Below are 16,871 nucleotides of genomic sequence, written 5' to 3'. Positions count from 1 at the left end.
GAGGGACTATGACGGAATCCTCTGACAAGCAGCCGCACGTCCTGGTGGTCGGCCCGAACGGGATGGCGATGGAGGGCGGCGGCGACCCCGGCCGGGAAGAGAAGTCGGTGGCCGAGATGGTCGAGCAGCCCGCGAAGGTGATGCGGATCGGCGGCATGATCCGCCAGCTGCTGGACGAGGTGAAGGCCGCCCCGCTGGACGAGGCGAGCCGGGCCCGGCTGCGCGAGATCCACCAGTCGTCGATCAAGGAGCTGGAGGACGGGCTCGCGCCGGAACTGGTCGAGGAGCTGGAGCGGCTGTCGCTGCCGTTCGCCGAGGACCAGGTGCCGAGCGAGGCCGAGCTGCGCATCGCGCAGGCCCAGCTGGTCGGCTGGCTGGAGGGCCTGTTCCACGGCATCCAGACCACGCTGTTCGCGCAGCAGATGGCGGCGCGGGCCCAGCTGGAGCAGATGCGCCGCGCGCTGCCCGCCGGTGCCATCCCGCCGGGCGCCGAGGAGGAGGGGCCGCAGTCGCCGCGGCACACCTCCGGGCCCTATCTCTAAGGGAACAGGCGCTCCAGGACCTGGGCGACACCGTCGTCGTCGTTGCGGGAAGTGGTGCCGGTGACGGCCGCCAGCACCAGCGGGTGCGCGTTCGCCACGCCGTACGAGGTGCCCGCCCAGGTCAGCATCGGCAGGTCGTTCGGCATGTCGCCGAACGCGACGACGTCGGCGGCGGTGATCCGGTGCTCGGCGCACAGCTCGGCCAGGGCGCTGGCCTTGGTGACGCCCTGCGCGCTCATCTCCAGCAGCCCGCGCCCCGAGGAGTGGGTGACGGTGACCAGCTCGCCGACGGCCTTCTCGGCCTTCTCGGCGAGCGCGTCGGGGTCGGCGCTCGGGTGGAAGGCCAGCAGCTTGGTGCCGCTGCGGCTGACCAGGGTCTCGCCGTCGACGGGCCGGCCGCCGAGCGCCTCGGCGTCCCAGCGGCCGAGGTTGTAGCGGGCCTCGAAGACGAACCCGGTCGGGTACTCCACCGCGAACCGCAGCTCGGCGTCGACGGCGCGCAGCCGCTCGACGGCCTCGGCGATGACGTCGGGCTCGATCATGCGGGCGCGCAGCACCGACTCGGTGTGCAGGTCGTAGACGACGGCGCCGTTGGCGCAGATGGCCACGCCGTGGTGGTCGACGGCGGCGGCGATCTCGGTCATCCAGCGCGGCGGCCGGCCGGTGACCATGACCAGCATCGCGCCGGCGCGCTCGACCCGGGCCAGCGCGGCCACGGTGCGGTCGGAGATCGTGCCGTCGCTGCGGACGATGGTCCCGTCCAGGTCGGTGGCGATCAGGCGCGGCTTCGGAGCAGACATGTCACCTTCCAGGGCAGCTGGAACACACCATAGGCGACACCTCCGTCATTGATCGCACACAGGTCGAACGGGAAGGGCCGCCCCCGCGACGGGGGCGGCCCTTCCCGGCTCCTCAGCGCTTGACCGGTTCCAGGACCTCCAGGCCCAGGAACTTCTGCAGGGCCTTCGGCACCCGCACCGAACCGTCGGCCTGCTGGTGGTTCTCCAGGATCGACACCATCCAGCGGGTCGTGGCGAGCGTGCCGTTCAGCGTCGCGACCGGGCGGGTCTTCCCGTCGCCGTCGCGGTGCCGCACCGACAGGCGCCGCGCCTGGAAGTCGGTGCAGTTCGACGTCGAGGTGACCTCGCGGTAGGCCTGCTGCGTCGGCACCCACGCCTCGCAGTCGTACTTGCGGGCCGCGCTGCTGCCCAGGTCGCCGGCCGCCACGTCGATCACCCGGTAGGGGATCTCGACCTTGGCGAGCATCTGCTTCTCCCACTCCAGCAGCCGCAGGTGCTCCTCGTGCGCGTCGGCCGGGTCGCAGTAGGAGAACATCTCCACCTTGTCGAACTGGTGCACCCGGATGATGCCGCGGGTGTCCTTGCCGTAGGAGCCGGCCTCGCGGCGGAAGCACGACGACCACGCCACGTACCGCCGCGGCAGCGCGTCGATGATCTCGTTCATGTGGTACGCGGCGAGCGGCACCTCGGAGGTGCCGACCAGGTACAGCTCGTCGGCGGGCAGCTGGTACACCTCGGCGGCGTGCGCGCCGAGGAAGCCGGTGCCCTCCATCGCCTCGGGCTTGACCAGCACCGGCGGGTACATCGGCACGAAGCCGGCCTCGACGGCCTGCTCCATCGCCAGGTTGAGCAGCGCGTACTGCAGCCGCGCGCCGACGCCGGTCAGGTAGTAGAAGCGCGCGCCCGACACCTTCGCGCCGCGCTCCATGTCGATCGCGCCGAGGGACTCGCCGAGCTCCAGGTGGTCCTTGGGCTCGAAGCCGAACCGGGTCGGCTCGCCGACGTGCTCCAGCACGACGAAGTCCTGCTCGCCGCCGGCGGGGGCGCCGTCCTCGATGAGGTTCGGCACCCCCTTCAGCAGTGCGTCCAGCTCGCCGCCGAGCCGGTCGGCCTCGGCCTCGGCGTCCTTGACCTGCTGGGCGAGCTCCTTGGCGCGGGTCAGCAGCGCCTGCCGCTCGTCGCCCTGCGCCCGGGACACCGACTTGCCGAAACTCTTCTGCTCGGCGCGCAGCTGCTCGAACGACGTCAGCGCGGAGCGCCGCCGTTCGTCCAGGTCCAGCAGGGTGCCGACGACGGCGTCATCCTCACCGCGGGCGCGCTGGGAGTCGCGCAGCCGCTCGGGATCCTCTCGAAGAGCTCGCAGGTCAATCACAGAGGCGAGGCTACCGAACCGGTGGTGCCTTCCGCGCGCGGGTTATCGACGCCTACTCGTATTCGGTGCCGTTCTTGCGGGTCAGGTAGGCGGGCGAGACGAACTTGGCGATGGCGCGGTTTCCGGTGACGGGGCTGTAGCGCTCGGCCGCGGTCCGGACGACCAGGCCCTCGCGCAGGTGCTCGGCGTTGCCCGACACGCTCTCGCGGCCGGTGGCCAGCTCCATCAGCGCCGCCTCGTCGTAGCGGCCCTGGTACAGGACCGGCACCATGGGCAGGCCGACGTCGGCGAGGACCTCGGCGACCTCGCCCGCGTCCAGCCAGCGCGCGGGTTCGCCGACGGCGACGTCGAACACCGCGTAGCCGGGGCGCTCGCCCCTGCCGGTGGCGCCGTACGCCAGGTCCTGCACGCCGGCGCCGAACACCTCGCCGAAGACGCCGACGCGGTCCACCCCGTACCGCTCGGCGATGCGCTCCGCCGCCGCCGGGACGCCGTGCGCCTCCACCGCGCGCCAGTACAGGTTCGCCGGGTCGTGCACGATCGCCATGCGCTTGGCGCTGAACCCCTTGGACGACACGTACCGCTCGCCGCCCGCCCAGGTGAACGCGCACGCGGTGCCGTGGATCTTCTCGGTCGCCACGACCTCCTCGCCCGGCTCGAAGATGCCGGGGTAGCGCTTGACGTCCTCGATGTCGATCCACGGGACCAGGTCCGGCGCCGCGGCGACCTCGCCGCTCATGTGCACCGGGATCGGCGGCACCCACTTGGTGACGCCGAGCTCGGCCGCGAAGTCGCGCCCCTGCGCGTGCGCCGCCGCCAGGTCCACGTCCGCGACGGCCTTCGGCACGCACACCAGGCCCTGCGACAGCTCGCCGCGCAGCCGCACCGCCTTGACGCGGTTCCTGCCGCTGCCGGCGAGCCGCCCGGTGAGGCCGAGCTCCTCGATCAGGTCGTCGGGGACGAGGGCGCCTTCGGGGATGTAGAGGGCCCAGTCGCCGGTCACGTACCGCCCCTTGGCGACGACGGCGCGGTAGAGCCCGATCTGGGCGAGCTCGAGCGCGTCGGCGTTGCCGTGCGGGTGGATCGTGAGCTGCTCTGCTGTTACTCGAAGCGTCGACATGGCGCCCCCTTATGGCCGGATACGTCCCGTCAGGGTGACAACGCCGCGCACGGCCCGGCAAAGGGTTTTCAGCGGGCGGTCCCGTGCGCGAGCAGCGCGTGCGCGGGCAGCGCGACCTGCCCGCCCGCCGCGTACCGGGCGACGATCCGGTCGTAGGCGGCCTTGACCCGCGCGACGGTCGCCGCGTCCTGCCGTCCGATGACCACGCCGTTGGAGCCGATCCGGGCCAGCGCGCCGGTCTCCCACCACTCCTCGGGGTCGACGGCGTGCTCCCAGTCCAGCTCCTCGGCGACGGCGTCGAAGCCCGCCCCGGCCACCAGCCGCTCGAACGTCTCGCGCTGCCCGTACTCCATGAACGGCGTCATCGGGATGTCGTCCGGCCAGGGCACCCCGGCCTCGTCCAGCGCGTCGCGCACCACCGCGAGCGCGCCGCTGCCGGGCATGACCCAGCAGGTCAGCGCGATGCGCCCACCCGGCTTGAGCACGCGCTTGAGGGCCTGGAGCGTCACGCCGGGGTCGCTCACGTGGTTGATGACGAAGTTGCCCACGACGGCGTCGAACGTGCCGGCGGGGAACGGCAGGTCCGGCAGGATCGCGACGTGCGCGTCCAGGCCGGGCACGTTCCGGCGGGCGGCCTCGATCATCCCGGCCTCGGCGTCGACCGCCGACACCCGCGCGCCCCGCCGCACGGCCTCGGCCGACACGAAGCCGGGGCCGGTGCCGACGTCCAGCAGCCGCGTCCCCGCGCCGACGCCGGCCGCGTCCAGCAGCGGCCCGACCGCGTGCCGGGTGAGCAGCGCGAACCCCCGCTCGTACGCGTCCGCCCGCCCGGCCCACAGTTCCCGCTCGTACGTGTCGAAGTCGATGCCCATGCCCGGACGATAGCCGGGTATCAGCGGACGTCGACGTGGTCGGTGGTGCTGCTGGAGCCGAGGTAGAGGCCGCCACCGGTGTGGACGGCCTTCCAGGAGCCGTCCTTGGACGCCTTGAAGCCCTTGCTGAACAGGCCCTTGGCGCCGGTCTCGGCGGTGGCGAGGAGCGTCCACTTCGTGCTGTGGTCGGCCTTGAAGTAGATCTGGACGGCGGTCCCCGCGGCGACGGGGCCGAGCCGCCCGGACACGGTGATCGTGCGGCCCTTGCGGACGGGCTCGGGTGCGGCGCCGAAGCGGGTGAAGGCGGTCCCGCGGACGACGGGGCTGTAGGCGAGGGTGTCGGGAGTGTCGGACACGCCGCTGTCGATGCCGTCGTAGAAGACCCGCCAGGAGCCGGTCCGGGGGGCGGCGGCCGAGACCGCGAAGCGGCCCTGGGCGTCGGTGCGGCCGTCCTTGGCGCGGGTCCAGGTGCGGCCGTCGGCGGAGAACTGCAGGGTGACCGGACGGTTCGCCACGGGCGCCTTGGCGCCGGTCACGAGCGTCCGCAGGAGCCGGCCGCGCGCGGTGACGCCCCCCTTCGCGGAGGTCGCGCCGAAGTCCTGGAAGCCCGCCGTGTACTGGACGTGCACCGCACCGGTGAGCGTGCGCACCGGCTTGAAGTCGCGGTTCCCGGCGAAGGTCGCCTCCCAGGCGCCGCTCGCGGGCACGGCCGTCCGCGCGGAGTAGCGGCCGTCGGCGCCGGTGCGGGCCGTGACCGCCGCCTCGCCGAGGCGGAGCGTGACGTCCTGCCCGGCGAGCACCCGCCAGGCGCCGGCCGCGTCCTGGCGCTCCAGCTTCCCCGACAGGGTGATCTGCCGGCCGACGCGCGTCACCGGCGACGCGGCGGCGCTCAGCCGGGTCGCCAGCGCCCGGTGGACGACCTCGACGTGCGCGGACTTGCCGGCGTAAGCGCCGTGCCCCTCGGCCACGATCGGCAGCTGGACCCGGTCGCGGGCGTCCAGGGTGAGAGCGAACCGGCCGTCCGCGCCGGTACGGGTGGCGACGCCGGTGTGGTCGGCGTCGCGGACCGTCACGCCCGGCAGCGGGCCGCCGGTCGCGGGGTCGGTCAGCCGCCCGGTCACCGCGACGCCGGTGTGGTCGGCGTCGACCACGGTGCGGTCCTGCCTCAGGTCGGCGAACGCCACGGGCAGCCGCCGGCCGAAGGGCTGGGAGCGGCGCTCGACGCGGTCGCCGCGGTCGTCCCAGACGGTCGCCACGATCTCGTAGTCGCCGACCGGCACGTCCACCGGCCGCAGCGACCGGTAGGACGTCACGCCGCCGGTCCCGCCGGTGGCGCCGAGCCTGCCGAAGTCGGCGACCGCGACGTCGGTGGCGGCCTTGACCAGCCTGGCCTCGACGCGGTCGACGGGACGGCTGTGGCCGACGGTCAGCCTGGCGTGGAACGGCCCGTCGAGGGAGCCGTCGGGGCCGAACGAGGTGACCGTCAGCCGGTCGCCCGGCAGGTCGACGAAGGCGGCGTCGCGCTTGACGGCGGTGTCGCCGTCGCGGTCGGTGACCTCGACGTCCAGGTAGGTGCGGCCCGGCCGGACGGTGACGGTGCCCGCGGGCTGCCACTCGCCGTTGGCGTCGGTGCCCCGGAACCGCCTCATGTCGTCGACGGACCCGTAGGGGCGGTCCGCGCCGCTCGCCCGCAGCCCGATGTGGACCTTGGCCACGCCCGCCGGGGACGCCGCCCGTACCTGCAGATACCGCAGCGCGCCGCTCTGGGAGACGTCGAGCATCGAGGTCTGCAGGACGATCACACCGGGGTCGGCCACGGCGGTGCCCGCCGGCAGCAGGGCGCCGGCGACGGCTGTGGACAGCAGGACCGGCATGATGCGGCGCACGGCGACTCCAAGATCGGCACAAGGATGATCAGGAGACGGGCGAGGAACCGGCGGGGTTGTCCCGCCCCGATGTGACCCGCGTCTCAGCGCGCGTCGATCCAGAGGGAGCGCGCGACGGCGCACAGCTCGCCGTCCGCCGTGGCGACGGCGCTGCCGGCGACGGTCTTGCGCCCGTCCCGGGAGATCACCCAGCCGAACGCGACATGCCGCTCCCCGGCGATGATCGGCCGGTGCAGGGTCGCCGCGAGGTTGGCGGTCATGACGCGGGCGGGGGCGTCGGGCCGGCGGAACCGCGCCCAGCCCGCGGGGCAGTCCAGCGCGGCCCAGGCCTGCACGGCGGGCAGCGCGCCGTCCGGGCCGCCCAGCGCGGGCGCCGGGCGCCAGGCCGCCGCGACGACGCCGCGCTCCGGCAGCAGCCCGAGGAACTGCCGCAGCCCCTCGCCCTCGGCGCGCCGCGGCCCGCAGCCGTAGCAGTCGTGCTGGACGATCGGCGCCTCGGTCACGTACTCGCCCGTCGCCCTGAGCGCCTCGTCCCAGGTGGGCGGCGCCGGGACGTCGACGGCGACCTCGGCGGGCCGGGCGGACGCGATCGGGCCCTCGCCGTCCTCGAGCCGCCGCCGCCCGTCCGCCTCGGTGATCGTGAGCATGACGCCGAGCGGGGCGGGACGGTGGAAGTCCACGTGCTGCCCGCCGTCCCCGGACGGGGCGGCGAGCAGCCCCGCCACGAACCCGCCGAACCCGACGTCGGGGAACCCGTAGACCCCCTTGGGGATGACGACCTGATGCGCCACGCTGCCACCTTCCGTCCGCGGAAAGTTGATCTTATGGAACGGGGTTCGGTGCTGTCACGGGCGCCCGGCTCGGGTGGACGCTAGACGGAACGTCGTTCCGATAGTGCTGGGTGAACGTCCTGAACGGCGTTCCGTCGGCGGTCAGCGCAGCCCTGCGATGAGGAACCCGACCAGCCGGCGCGCGTCGTAGCGCGGGTCGCTGTCCGCGCCGATGCACAGGTTCCCGACGCCGCGCATGAGCTCGTAGGCGTCGACGCCGGGGCGGATCTCGCCGGCGGCGGCCGCGGCGCCCAGCAGCTCGGCGCACACGGGCACGAGCCGGTCGAGGAAATAGGTGTGCAGCGCGGCGAAGCCCGCGTCGTCGGATCGCAGCGCGGCCGCGAGCCCGTGCTTGGTGACCAGGAAGTCGACGAACAGGTTGATCCACCGCCCCAGCGCGGCGTGCGGGGTCACGCCGCTCGCCAGCAGGGCCGGGCCGGCTTCGGCGCAGGACTCCACCTGGTGCCGGTAGACGGCGATGACCAGGTCCGCCCGCGTCGGGAAGTGGCGGTAGATCGTGGCCACCCCGACCCCCGCCCTGGCCGCGATGTCGCGCACCGGCGCGTCGACGCCCGAGGCCACGAAGGCCGCCGCGGCGGCGTCGAGCAGCGTCATCTTGTTGCGCCGGGCGTCGGCCCGCCTGCGCGGGGCGCCCCCGTCCCCGTCGTTCGCCACGCCGTCTCCTCCACTCCCGCCTTGCTAAGCGGAACCTTGTTCCGTATGTTTACCGGAACGAGGTTCCGTTTGCCGGTGCTCCCGGCCGCCTCGCGATCGTAGCCCGCGCCGGCGATCCGCCGGCGCACGAGACCGAACGAAGGAATCCCCGTGAACGACACAAGCACGCCGATCGTCTCGGTGAAGCCGGTCGTCCTGCCCGCCCCCGGCCGCGGTGAGGACCTGCGGGTGCGCGTGTCCGCGCCTGTCACCGGACGCGACCTGCCCGTCATCGTCTTCTCGCACGGGCACGGCTGGTCGATGGACGGTTACGCCCCGCTGGCGGACTTCTGGGCCGCCCACGGCTTCGTGGTCGTGCAGCCCACCCACCTCGACTCGCGGAGGCTGGGCCTTCCCGCCGACGACCCCCGCACGCCGGAGATCTGGCGGCTCCGCGTGCAGGACCTCAAACGCGCCATCGACGGGCTCGACGCCCTGGAGGCCGCCGTGCCCGGCCTCGCGGGACGCGTCGACCACGGCCGCATCGCCGTGGCCGGCCACTCCTGGGGCGCGCAGTCGGCCGGCATGCTGCTGGGCGCGCGCGTCCTCGACGCCGACGGCGTCCCCGGGGCGGACATGTCCGACCCGCGGGTCAAGGCGGGCGTGCTGCTCGCCGCGGCCGGGCTGGGCGACGACCTGTCGCCGTTCGCGGCCGAGCACCTGCCCTTCATGAGACCGTCCTTCGCCGGCATGACCACGCCCGCGCTCGTCGTCGCCGGGGACCAGGACCGGTCCGCGCTGACCACGCGGGGGCCGGACTGGTTCACCGACGCCTACTTCCACAGCCCCGGCAGCAAGAGCCTGCTCACGCTGCCGGGCGGGGAGCACTCCCTCGGCGGCATCCCCGGGTACGAGGTCGCGGAGACGACGGACGAGAGCCCCGCGCGCGTCGCGCTGGTCCAGCGGCTCAGCCTGGCCTACCTGCGCGGTGTCCTCTGCTCCGAGGACACCGCCTGGAAGGAGGCGGCCGCCGCGCTGGAGGCCGACCCCCAGGCGCTGGGAAGACTGCAGAGCAAGTAGCGGGCCCGGTACGGGTCAGCCGCCCTTGTGCTCGACGATCTTGACGATGGCGCCGTCGGTGATGCGCACCTCGCCGGTCAGCGGGTTGCTCTTCAGCCAGGTCTCCAGGCCCGTCACCGGGCAGGCCTTCGTGCCGCGGTTCGTGGCGGGGTCGGCGGTGTCGCCCTCGGTGCCGGAGCCGTCGGGGCAGGTGCCGTAGGCGACGTAGACGGTGGCGTCCTTGGCCAGGACGCCGGTGTGGCCGGCGACCGACAGCCTGCCCGGGGCCACCACGCTGATGCGGCCGATGTAGACGTGGCTGCCGGTGGCGGTGGCGGGCGAGGTCTTCGTGCCGGGCGCCGGCGCCGGCTTGACGCCGGTCTTCGTGCCCGTCTTGGCGCCGGACGTCGTGGCCCCCGCCGACGGGGCGGAGGAAGATCCGGCGTTGATGCTGACCTTCCCGTCGCAGGCCGTCGCGCCGAAGACGAGGGCGGCCCCCGCCGCACCCGTGAAAGCCGTTTTGATCAGCTTGTTCCGCACCCGGGTCGCTCCCTCGGTCCATCGGACACCGTCAGGGAGTAGGACGCCGCGCGTCCAGAAAAGTTCGGGCGAAACCGGGTCAGGAACACCCGGTACGGACCGATTCCAGCCAGGCGGCCGCCTCGGTGAAGTCCGCGTCGTGGGTGCCCCGGCGGATGTCCGGCCGCACCCGGTCCGCACGCGCGTACGACCCGACGAACCGCACGTCCGCGCAGACCCGGCGCAGCCCCATCAGCGCCTCGCCGACCCGGGCGTCGGCCACGTGCCCCTCGAAGTCCATCCAGAACAGGTACGAGCCGAGGCCCGCCCCGGTCGGCCGCGACTGGATGAGGGTCAGGTTGATGCCGCGCATCGAGAACTCGGTGAGGATCTCCAGCAGCGCGCCCGGGTGGTCCTCGCCGATGAACGCGACCACCGTGGTGCGGTCGGTGCCGGTCGGCGCGGGCGGCTCGCACGGGCGGCGCAGCGCGATGAACCGGGTGACGGCGTCGGCGACGTCGTGGATGTCCTCGGCCAGCACCTCCAGGCCGTAGCGGGCCGCGGCGAACGACCCGGCGAGCGCCGCGTCGTACAGGCCGTCGGCGACGTGCTGGGCGGCCTCGGCGTTGGAGGTCGCCGCGCGCCACTCGGCGTCGGGGACGTGCTCGGCGAGCCAGCGGCGGCACTGCGGCTGCGCGTGCGGGTGCGAGGCGACCGTCTTGACGTCGGCCAGCGACATGCCCGGCCGCACCAGCAGCGCGAACGACACCGGCAGGTGCACCTCGCCGACGATCTGCACCGGCTCGCCGGTGGCCAGCTCGTCCAGCGTGGTCGGCACCGAGCCCTCGACGGAGTTCTCCAGCGCCACCACGGCGAGGTCGACGTCGCCGCGGCGCAGCGCGTCCAGCGCGGCCGGGACGGTCGCGTACGGCAGGTGCTCGGCCTGCGCGGACCCGGGGAAGGCCCGCATGGCCGCCTCGGTGAAGGTGCCCTGCGGGCCGAGATAGGCGAAGCGCTCTGGCATGTGGGTTCTGCTCCTCCGCCCCCGCGAGGAGTGGGCACGGTGTTCGTAGTGGGCCGTGACGAGGCGGCCTCCGGCGCACCGATTTTACGGCCCCTGCGGACCTCAGGCGTGCGCCGACGTGCCGCCGAAGTCGGGAAGCGGGTCGTCCATCGTCACCACCGGGCCCTTGCCGAGCCGGGCCGCGCGCAGCGCCTGGCCCTCCTCGGGGGAGAGCCCCTCCAGCGGGTGGCCGCCCCGCACCACCTTGGCGTAGGTGCGGGTCTCGGTGCGGCCGTTGATGGAGCTGATGACGACGCCGTCGCCGGAGGCGTTCAGCAGCGCCAGGGAGAACGAGCGGTGGCCCGACATCTCCTTCAGCGCGTCGTAGTGCACGATGGCCAGGTCGCGCAGCGCGCGTTCGTCCACCGTGCCGCTCGCCAGCTGCAGCTGGCGGCGCAGACCGCCGGCGCACTCCTCGGCGACCTGGCCGACGCGCCTGTGGGCGGCCACCGCGATGGACAGTCCGGCGACACCGGTTACCAAGCCGGCGACCGCCACGGCGACAAGCATCACGGGCTGAGCGTACCCACCTCGGCATCCTGCTGCGAAGACTCTTCACAAACCTTGGACGTACGCAGACGATTCACCAGCCATACCCCGAGCACGGCGAGCATGGCGATGGCCGTCAGGCCGAACGCGTCCTGCAGGAACTTGCCGACGATCCGCATGCCCAGCGGGTGCTCCTTGCCCGCCATCGCCGACCCCCACCACGGGATCGGGAACAGGAAGAAGAACCACAGCAGGCCCGCCGCGACGCGGCGGCGCGCGTCGCGGCCGTCGCCGAGCAGCGCCCCCACCACCGCGATCATCCAGACGAGGTGGTGCATCCAGCCGACCGGCGACAGCAGCACCGACAGCAGGCCGGTGATCGCGGTGCCGGCCAGCAGCGCGCTGTAGGCGTCCGGACCGGCGGCCGGGTCCGCGGCGCGCATCAGGTCGGTGCCGCCGGGGCGGGCCATGACGGCGGGCGCCGCCAGCGCGTCGGCGGTGCGGGTCGCGCGGCGGGCCAGCCGGAACCCGGCGTAGGCGACGGCCAGCAGCAGCGGCAGCCACACCAGCGTGCGCACCGGCCCCTCGGGGATCAGCCGCGCGACCATCCCGTTCAGCGCCTGGTTGGTGGTGAAGTCGATCGCGCCGGTCCGCTCGCCGCCCTCCAGCAGCGCCCCGAGCCAGTAGTCCACCGAGTCCTGCGGCAGCAGCGCGACGGTGAACAGCGACACCGCGCCCGTCGTCAGCAGCGCGTTGACCGCCGCGTCGCGCCGCCCGGTGATCCAGAAGTAGATGAGGAAGACGCCCGGCACCAGCTTGATCGCGATCGCCAGGCCGACGAGCACGCCGCGCGGCCAGTACGCGGTGCGCGCGCAGCAGTCGGCGAGGCAGAGCGCCATGAGGAAGAACCCGACCTGCCCGAACCGCATCTGGTCGAACGAGGGCCACATCCACGCGGACGCGCCGACCAGCGCGCCGGTGACGGCGGGCGACCAGCGCCCGGTCCGCGCGATCAGGTCCCGGAACGCGTACCGCACGACGACCAGCAGCGTCAGGTACATCGCGGCCGTCCACGCCCACTGCGCGCCCTTCCACGACATGAGCGTGAACGGCACGGCGAGGACGGCGGCGAACGGCGGGTAGGTGAACGGCAGCAGCTGCGGCGGCTGGGTGAGCACCTCGTACAGCGGCGCGCCGCGCAGGATCGCCCGCCCGCCGTCGCGGTAGACCTCCAGGTCGACCAGCCGCTGGTCGGGCGGGTTGTTCAGCCACTTCCAGACGATCGGGGAGATCGCCGCGACCGCGATCAGCGCCCCGAGCGCCACGATCCACCGGTCCGCGCGGACCGCCCCCGGGGCGGCCCCCGGGTCCGCACTGCCTCTGCGCATGGCTCCATCCTGGCCCAACGCGCCCACTACTCTGGTCGCATGGCGCACCGGGGGACGGAACTGTACATCTTGAGGTCCGTCGTGGTCAGAGCCCTGATCGTCCTGCTCGCGCCGGCCTTTCCGGTGCTGCTGACGGGGTCTGCGGCGCAGGCCGCGCCGGTCGGGCGCACCGTCGTCATCGGGGTGCCGGGGATGATGTGGAGCGACGTCTCGGCGGCGCGCACCCCGGCGCTGTGGCGGCTCACCGGGCGCGGCGGCGCGGGCGGGCTGACCGTGCGCACGACCCGCCCGAACACCTGCCCCACCGACGGATGGCTGACGATCTCGGCCGGGCAGCGGTCCCGGCTCGAGCCCGGCGACTGCGTGCTGCCGGCCTCGCCCGAGGCGGCGGGGGCCGGGGCGGTCGCGCCGGGCTGGGCGGCGATCAAGGCCGACAACGCCGGGACGTCCTACCACGCGCGGGCCGGGCTGCTCGGCGACGCCGTGCACGGCGCGGGCGGCTGCACCTTCGCGGTCGGGCCGGGCGCGGTGTACGGGCTGGCCGACGGGTCGGGCCGGGTCGACCGGTACGCGCCGTCCACCGACAAGGTCGCGCCGGGCGACTGGGCGGCGTGCCCGCTCGCCGCCGTCGAGGTCGACGACCTGTTCCGCGCCTACGTGGCCGCCGGGGTGAACGGCAAGGGCGAGCCGAACCCGGTGCCCGACGCGGGCCGCGCCGCCGCGGCGGCCGCCGCCGACCGGCGCGTCGCGCAGGTCCTGGCGGGCCTGCCGGAGGGCACGACGGTGCTGGTCGCGGGCATCTCCGACACCGGTCTCAAGCCGCACCTGCGGGTCGCGATCGCGGACGGGCCGGGCTTCGCGCGCGGGTTCGTGTCGTCGGGCGCGACGCGCCAGCGCGGGATGGTGACGCTGACCGACCTCACCGCGACGGTGCTGCACACGCTGGGGATCGAGCAGCCCGAGCAGGCGGTCGGGTCGGTGTGGAGCTCCAAGGCCTCGTCGTGGAAGATCGGCCGCAAGGTCGACGCGCTGGTCGACGAGGACGTCGCCGCGCAGGCCGTCCGGGGTGTGCAGGGCTCGTTCTACTGGGTCCTCGCCGTCGTGCAGACCGTCGTCTACGGGGTGGCGTGGCTGCTGCTGCGCCGCCGGGACGCGCCGGGCCTGCGCCGGCGGGTGCTCGGGACCGCGCGGGTGGCGGCGCTGATGGCGGGCGCCGCGCCGGCCGCGTCGTTCCTGGCGGGCCTGGTGCCGTGGTGGCAGGCGCCGCGCCCGACGCCGGTGCTGGTCTGCGCGGTGGCCGGGTTCAGCGGGCTGCTGGCGGCGCTCGCGCTGGCCGGGCCGTGGCGGCGGTCGGCGACGGCGCCGAGCCTGGTGGTCGCCGGGGCGACCGTGCTGGTGCTGGCGGCGGACGTGCTGACCGGCTCGACCCTGCAGCTCAACTCGCTGATGGGCTACACCGCGCTGGTGGCGGGGCGTTTCTACGGGTTCGGGAACCAGGCGTTCGCGCTGTTCGCCGTGGCGGCGGTGCTGACGGCGGCGTGGCTGTCGGCGTACCCGGCGAAGAAGTGGCAGGCGGCGGGGGTGGTCGCGGCGGTCGGCGTGTTCGCCGTCGCGGTGGACGGCCTGCCGGTGTGGGGCGCCGACTTCGGCGGGGTGCTCGCGATGGTCCCGGTGTTCGCGATGCTCGGGGTGCTGGTGACGGGCCGCCGGGTGTCGCCGGTCAAGCTCGGGCTGTCCGGCCTGGCCGGTGTGGCGCTGGTGCTGGCGATCTCGTTCGTCAACGCGCAGAGCGCGAACCCGACGCACCTCGGGAGGTTCTGGAAGGACCTGGAGAGCGGCGACGCGTGGGGCGTGGTCGTCCGCAAGTTCGAGTCGATGATCGGCAGCCTGGGCTTCTGGCCGGTGACGCTGCTGCTGGTGGCGGCGCTGGCCGGCCTCTACCACGTCCTCGCCACGCCGTCGCGGTGGCGGCCGGCGCTGCTGGAGCGCTCCTACGAGGCGAGCCCGCAGCTGCGGGCGGCGCTGCTGTGCGCGCTGACCGTGGGCGTGCTCGGCACGCTGGTCAACGACTCCGGCGTGATCATCTTGTCGGTGGCGTTCATCCTGGCCGTCCCGCTGACGCTCGCGGTGGGCCTGCGGGCCCTGGAGGCGGAGGAGGCGTCCGCAGGCACAGCCGGGCCAGCGCCAGCAGAACGCCGGTCAGCACCAGCGGGATGACGGCCGAGCGCAGCACCGGGACGAGCCAGGTCAGGCCGCCCGGCAGGTCGATGACCCGCGGGGCGCGGGCGGGCAGGTAGGCCAGGCTGAGCGCGCCGGTGTGCGCGAGCAGCACCTCGTCGAACCGCGACCAGGGCAGCAGCGCCAGCAGCGCCCAGCCGAACCCGTCGTACCAGGGCAGTTCGTAGGGGGCGGCGAACAGCCAGGCGAGGACGAGCGCGGCGGCGACGCGGCGCGGCTCGTCGCGCTCGTCGCCGGGCAGCGCGCGGTGCAGCAGCCAGACCAGGGCGAGCAGCACCGCGAACGCGACGATCTTCACGATCGGCCGGACCCGGACCACGAGGGCGAGCAGGTGCCAGGGCGTGGCCAGCGAGATCATGTCGCTGGCCTTGCGGACCTGGTCGAGCGCGTGCGGCCCGGCCAGCGCGAACGCCACGACCGCGACGACGCCGGCGCCGCCGAACAGCGCGGCGAGCCGCGGCCACTCCCGGCGGCGCAGCAGCACCCACGCGGGGCCGCCGCCGGCGAGCGCGGCGGGCAGTTTGGTCACCGCGCCGAGGCCGACGAGGGCACCCGTGGCGAGGGTGCGCGGCAGGCCGGGCCTGGCGGAGAAGACGGCGAGGGCGGCGACCATCGGCGCGATCGCCAGGACGTCGTTGTGCGCCCCGCCGATCAGGTGGAACAGCAGCAGCGGGTTGCAGGTCCACAGCAGCGCGGCGCGCAGGCGGCCGCGGCCGTCGCGGGCCAGGCGGTGCAGCAGCAGCGCGGTGAGCGCGAACGCGGCGACGTTCATGACCGACAGCGCGAACACCGTCAGCCTGACCGAACCACCGCCGATCTTCGAGGCGAGGGCCTGCCCGGCGACGGTGACCGGCCCGTACACCGACGGGGTGTCGCGCCACTCCTCCGCCGCGCCGATCACCGGGTCGTCCGGGACGTCGTTGGCGCGCGTCACGTACGGGTCGTGGCCGGTCGCCGCCATCCGGCCGTAGGAGGCGTAGTTCAGGTGGTCGGCGGATCCGATTGGCGGCATGCACATGAAGGCGACCGCGGCCAGCAGGCCCGCCACCACCAGCGGCAGCGCGCGCGCTTCCCACCCCCGCCGGACGGCGCGAAAACACAGGGCGAGCCCCGCGATACCGGCGAGGACGCCCACCACCACCAGCCCCACCACCAGATACGGCGACGGGTGGGCGTCGAGCGAATACGGCGGCTGGCCCGATTTCCCGGGCAGAGCGGGCTCGAACGCCGACGGGCCGAGCAGCGCCGTCAGCAGGAGGCAGCCGAGGCTCACCCCGATCGCGGACAGCCCCGCGCGAGGGGTCACCGCAGACGGCTCCGCAGTTTGTCCTGCAGTTGTGCGACGGCGGGTTCGCGGGTGGCCAGCGCGCGCGCGACGTCCCGGAACTGCCGGGCGCGGTGCACCTGGGCGCGCCAGTCGGTGCCGGTGGCGCGGTGCGCGAGCGGCACCTCCACCTCCCGCACCCGGAAGCCCTGGCGCACCAGGTCGATGGTGAGCGCGGTCTCCACACCGAACCCGGCCGCGAGCGGCCGGGCCGCCTCGAACGCCGCGCGGGTCAGGCAGCGCTGCCCGTTCAGCGGCTGCGTCGCGGCGAAGCCGGCGGCGCGGCGGATGCCGTCGCGCGACAGCCGCACCACGAAACCGTGCCCGCCGAGCTTCACCGTGGTGGAGAACACCGCGATCGTCATGTCGGCCTCGCCGGCCCGGACCGGCTCGACCAGCGGCGCCGCCTCGCGCGCGGTCCCGGCGAGGTCGGCGTCCAGGAACAGCAGGTGGCGCGGGCTCTCGCCGTCGTCCAGCAGCCGCACCGCCTCGGCGCCGCTCTCCATCGCCGCGCCCTTGCCGCGGTTGCGGGCGTGCCGCACCACGCGCGCGCCGGCCTGCTCGGCCACCCGGCCGGTGCCGTCGGCGGAGCCGTCGTCGACCACCACGACCAGCCCGGCGCCGGGCAGCTCGAGGGCGGCCTTGACCGTGGCCGCGATGCGGTCGGCCTCGTCCTTGGCCGGGATGATCACCGCTACATCCTGCATGGCTGAGA

At 74.3% G+C, this 16,871-nt stretch carries 16 protein-coding genes; 3 read left to right on the top strand and 13 right to left on the bottom strand.

The features are described 5' to 3' along the window. The first annotated feature begins 8 nt into the window (after positions 1-8). Positions 9-542, top strand: coding sequence for a bacterial proteasome activator family protein (locus ACRB68_RS16560; protein ID WP_153533342.1), 534 nt, complete (start codon positions 9-11; stop codon positions 540-542). On the opposite strand, the gene ACRB68_RS16555 is transcribed toward ACRB68_RS16560, so the two are convergent. The 7 genes from ACRB68_RS16555 to ACRB68_RS16525 form a co-directional block, all read right to left on the bottom strand. Further along, positions 539-1,342 carry an HAD family hydrolase gene (locus ACRB68_RS16555; RefSeq protein WP_153533341.1) on the bottom strand — a complete coding sequence of 268 codons (804 nt, stop codon included), beginning with the start codon at positions 1,340-1,342 and terminating at the stop codon, positions 539-541. The genes ACRB68_RS16560 and ACRB68_RS16555 overlap by 4 nt on opposite strands. A 112-nt stretch (positions 1,343-1,454) precedes the next feature. Further along, positions 1,455-2,714 (bottom strand): serine--tRNA ligase, encoded by a 1,260-nt coding sequence (gene serS / locus ACRB68_RS16550; RefSeq protein ID WP_328594293.1) that lies wholly within the window; start codon positions 2,712-2,714, stop codon positions 1,455-1,457. Positions 2,715-2,766: 52 nt separating this feature from the next. Beyond that, on the bottom strand, positions 2,767-3,834 hold the full coding sequence (locus ACRB68_RS16545) for an RNA ligase (ATP) (protein WP_153533340.1): 1,068 nt from the start codon (positions 3,832-3,834) through the stop codon (positions 2,767-2,769). 68 nt (positions 3,835-3,902) lie between these two features. Continuing rightward, entirely contained in the window at positions 3,903-4,706 is an 804-nt protein-coding gene (locus ACRB68_RS16540) for a class I SAM-dependent methyltransferase (protein WP_153533339.1), read from the bottom strand. Positions 4,707-4,726: 20 nt separating this feature from the next. Continuing rightward, on the bottom strand, positions 4,727-6,592 hold the full coding sequence (locus tag ACRB68_RS16535; protein WP_153533338.1) for a peptidase associated/transthyretin-like domain-containing protein: 1,866 nt from the start codon (positions 6,590-6,592) through the stop codon (positions 4,727-4,729). Positions 6,593-6,675: 83 nt separating this feature from the next. Next, positions 6,676-7,383: a PaaI family thioesterase gene (locus ACRB68_RS16530; RefSeq protein WP_153533337.1), complete on the bottom strand. Its 708-nt coding sequence runs from the start codon at positions 7,381-7,383 to the stop codon at positions 6,676-6,678. Between the two features lie 141 nt (positions 7,384-7,524). Next, a complete protein-coding gene (locus tag ACRB68_RS16525) occupies positions 7,525-8,037 on the bottom strand; it encodes a TetR/AcrR family transcriptional regulator (protein WP_153534948.1) in 513 nt (170 codons plus the stop codon). Between the two features lie 204 nt (positions 8,038-8,241). Between ACRB68_RS16525 and ACRB68_RS16520 the strand changes: the two genes are divergently transcribed. Beyond that, complete coding sequence (locus ACRB68_RS16520; protein WP_407924297.1) at positions 8,242-9,156, top strand: alpha/beta hydrolase family protein; 915 nt, start codon at positions 8,242-8,244, stop codon at positions 9,154-9,156. 15 nt (positions 9,157-9,171) lie between these two features. On the opposite strand, the gene ACRB68_RS16515 is transcribed toward ACRB68_RS16520, so the two are convergent. The 4 genes from ACRB68_RS16515 to ACRB68_RS16500 all read right to left on the bottom strand — a co-directional run bounded on the left by ACRB68_RS16515 (position 9,172) and on the right by ACRB68_RS16500 (position 12,594). Further along, positions 9,172-9,675 (bottom strand): hypothetical protein, encoded by a 504-nt coding sequence (locus tag ACRB68_RS16515; protein ID WP_153533336.1) that lies wholly within the window; start codon positions 9,673-9,675, stop codon positions 9,172-9,174. A 79-nt stretch (positions 9,676-9,754) separates the two neighbouring features. Continuing rightward, positions 9,755-10,678 carry a prephenate dehydratase gene (gene pheA / locus ACRB68_RS16510; protein ID WP_153533335.1) on the bottom strand — a complete coding sequence of 308 codons (924 nt, stop codon included), beginning with the start codon at positions 10,676-10,678 and terminating at the stop codon, positions 9,755-9,757. Positions 10,679-10,780: 102 nt separating this feature from the next. Further along, positions 10,781-11,227 (bottom strand): DUF4446 family protein, encoded by a 447-nt coding sequence (locus ACRB68_RS16505; RefSeq protein ID WP_153534944.1) that lies wholly within the window; start codon positions 11,225-11,227, stop codon positions 10,781-10,783. Next, positions 11,227-12,594 (bottom strand): glycosyltransferase 87 family protein, encoded by a 1,368-nt coding sequence (locus ACRB68_RS16500; protein ID WP_153533334.1) that lies wholly within the window; start codon positions 12,592-12,594, stop codon positions 11,227-11,229. Before ACRB68_RS16500 ends, ACRB68_RS16505 begins: the two co-directional genes overlap by 1 nt. A gap of 39 nt (positions 12,595-12,633) precedes the next feature. On the opposite strand from ACRB68_RS16500, the gene ACRB68_RS16495 reads away from it, so the two are divergent. Next, a complete protein-coding gene (locus ACRB68_RS16495) occupies positions 12,634-14,811 on the top strand; it encodes a hypothetical protein (protein ID WP_153533333.1) in 2,178 nt (725 codons plus the stop codon). On the opposite strand, the gene mptB is transcribed toward ACRB68_RS16495, so the two are convergent. Both mptB and ACRB68_RS16485 read right to left on the bottom strand, forming a co-directional pair. Then, the gene (gene mptB, locus ACRB68_RS16490) at positions 14,693-16,138 is read right to left on the bottom strand and encodes a polyprenol phosphomannose-dependent alpha 1,6 mannosyltransferase MptB (protein WP_153533332.1); all 1,446 of its coding nucleotides are present in this window, start codon (positions 16,136-16,138) and stop codon (positions 14,693-14,695) included. The two genes, ACRB68_RS16495 and mptB, sit on opposite strands and share 119 nt — an antisense overlap. Further along, positions 16,135-16,863, bottom strand: coding sequence for a glycosyltransferase family 2 protein (locus ACRB68_RS16485; protein ID WP_153533331.1), 729 nt, complete (start codon positions 16,861-16,863; stop codon positions 16,135-16,137). Before ACRB68_RS16485 ends, mptB begins: the two co-directional genes overlap by 4 nt. Positions 16,864-16,871: the final 8 nt, after the last annotated feature.

Origin of the sequence: Actinomadura macrotermitis (genome assembly GCF_009604375.1) — a bacterium.
Classification (GTDB): domain Bacteria; phylum Actinomycetota; class Actinomycetes; order Streptosporangiales; family Streptosporangiaceae; genus Spirillospora; species Spirillospora macrotermitis.
The sequence above is the reverse complement of the archived record's forward strand: the minus strand, read 5'-3'. Positions and strand labels throughout refer to the sequence as shown.

What these genes read in the sequence shown, in the direction of transcription:
- pheA (WP_153533335.1), bottom strand. Translation starts at nt 10,678, where the DNA reads ATGCCAGAGCGCTTCGCCTATCTCGGCCCGCAGGGCACCTTCACCGAG.
- ACRB68_RS16540 (WP_153533339.1), bottom strand. Translation starts at nt 4,706, where the DNA reads ATGGGCATCGACTTCGACACGTACGAGCGGGAACTGTGGGCCGGGCGG.
- ACRB68_RS16560 (WP_153533342.1), top strand. Translation starts at nt 9, where the DNA reads ATGACGGAATCCTCTGACAAGCAGCCGCACGTCCTGGTGGTCGGCCCG.
- ACRB68_RS16495 (WP_153533333.1), top strand. Translation starts at nt 12,634, where the DNA reads ATGGCGCACCGGGGGACGGAACTGTACATCTTGAGGTCCGTCGTGGTC.
- ACRB68_RS16545 (WP_153533340.1), bottom strand. Translation starts at nt 3,834, where the DNA reads ATGTCGACGCTTCGAGTAACAGCAGAGCAGCTCACGATCCACCCGCAC.
- ACRB68_RS16505 (WP_153534944.1), bottom strand. Translation starts at nt 11,227, where the DNA reads ATGCTTGTCGCCGTGGCGGTCGCCGGCTTGGTAACCGGTGTCGCCGGA.
- ACRB68_RS16485 (WP_153533331.1), bottom strand. Translation starts at nt 16,863, where the DNA reads ATGCAGGATGTAGCGGTGATCATCCCGGCCAAGGACGAGGCCGACCGC.
- ACRB68_RS16525 (WP_153534948.1), bottom strand. Translation starts at nt 8,037, where the DNA reads ATGACGCTGCTCGACGCCGCCGCGGCGGCCTTCGTGGCCTCGGGCGTC.
- ACRB68_RS16555 (WP_153533341.1), bottom strand. Translation starts at nt 1,342, where the DNA reads ATGTCTGCTCCGAAGCCGCGCCTGATCGCCACCGACCTGGACGGGACC.
- ACRB68_RS16500 (WP_153533334.1), bottom strand. Translation starts at nt 12,594, where the DNA reads ATGCGCAGAGGCAGTGCGGACCCGGGGGCCGCCCCGGGGGCGGTCCGC.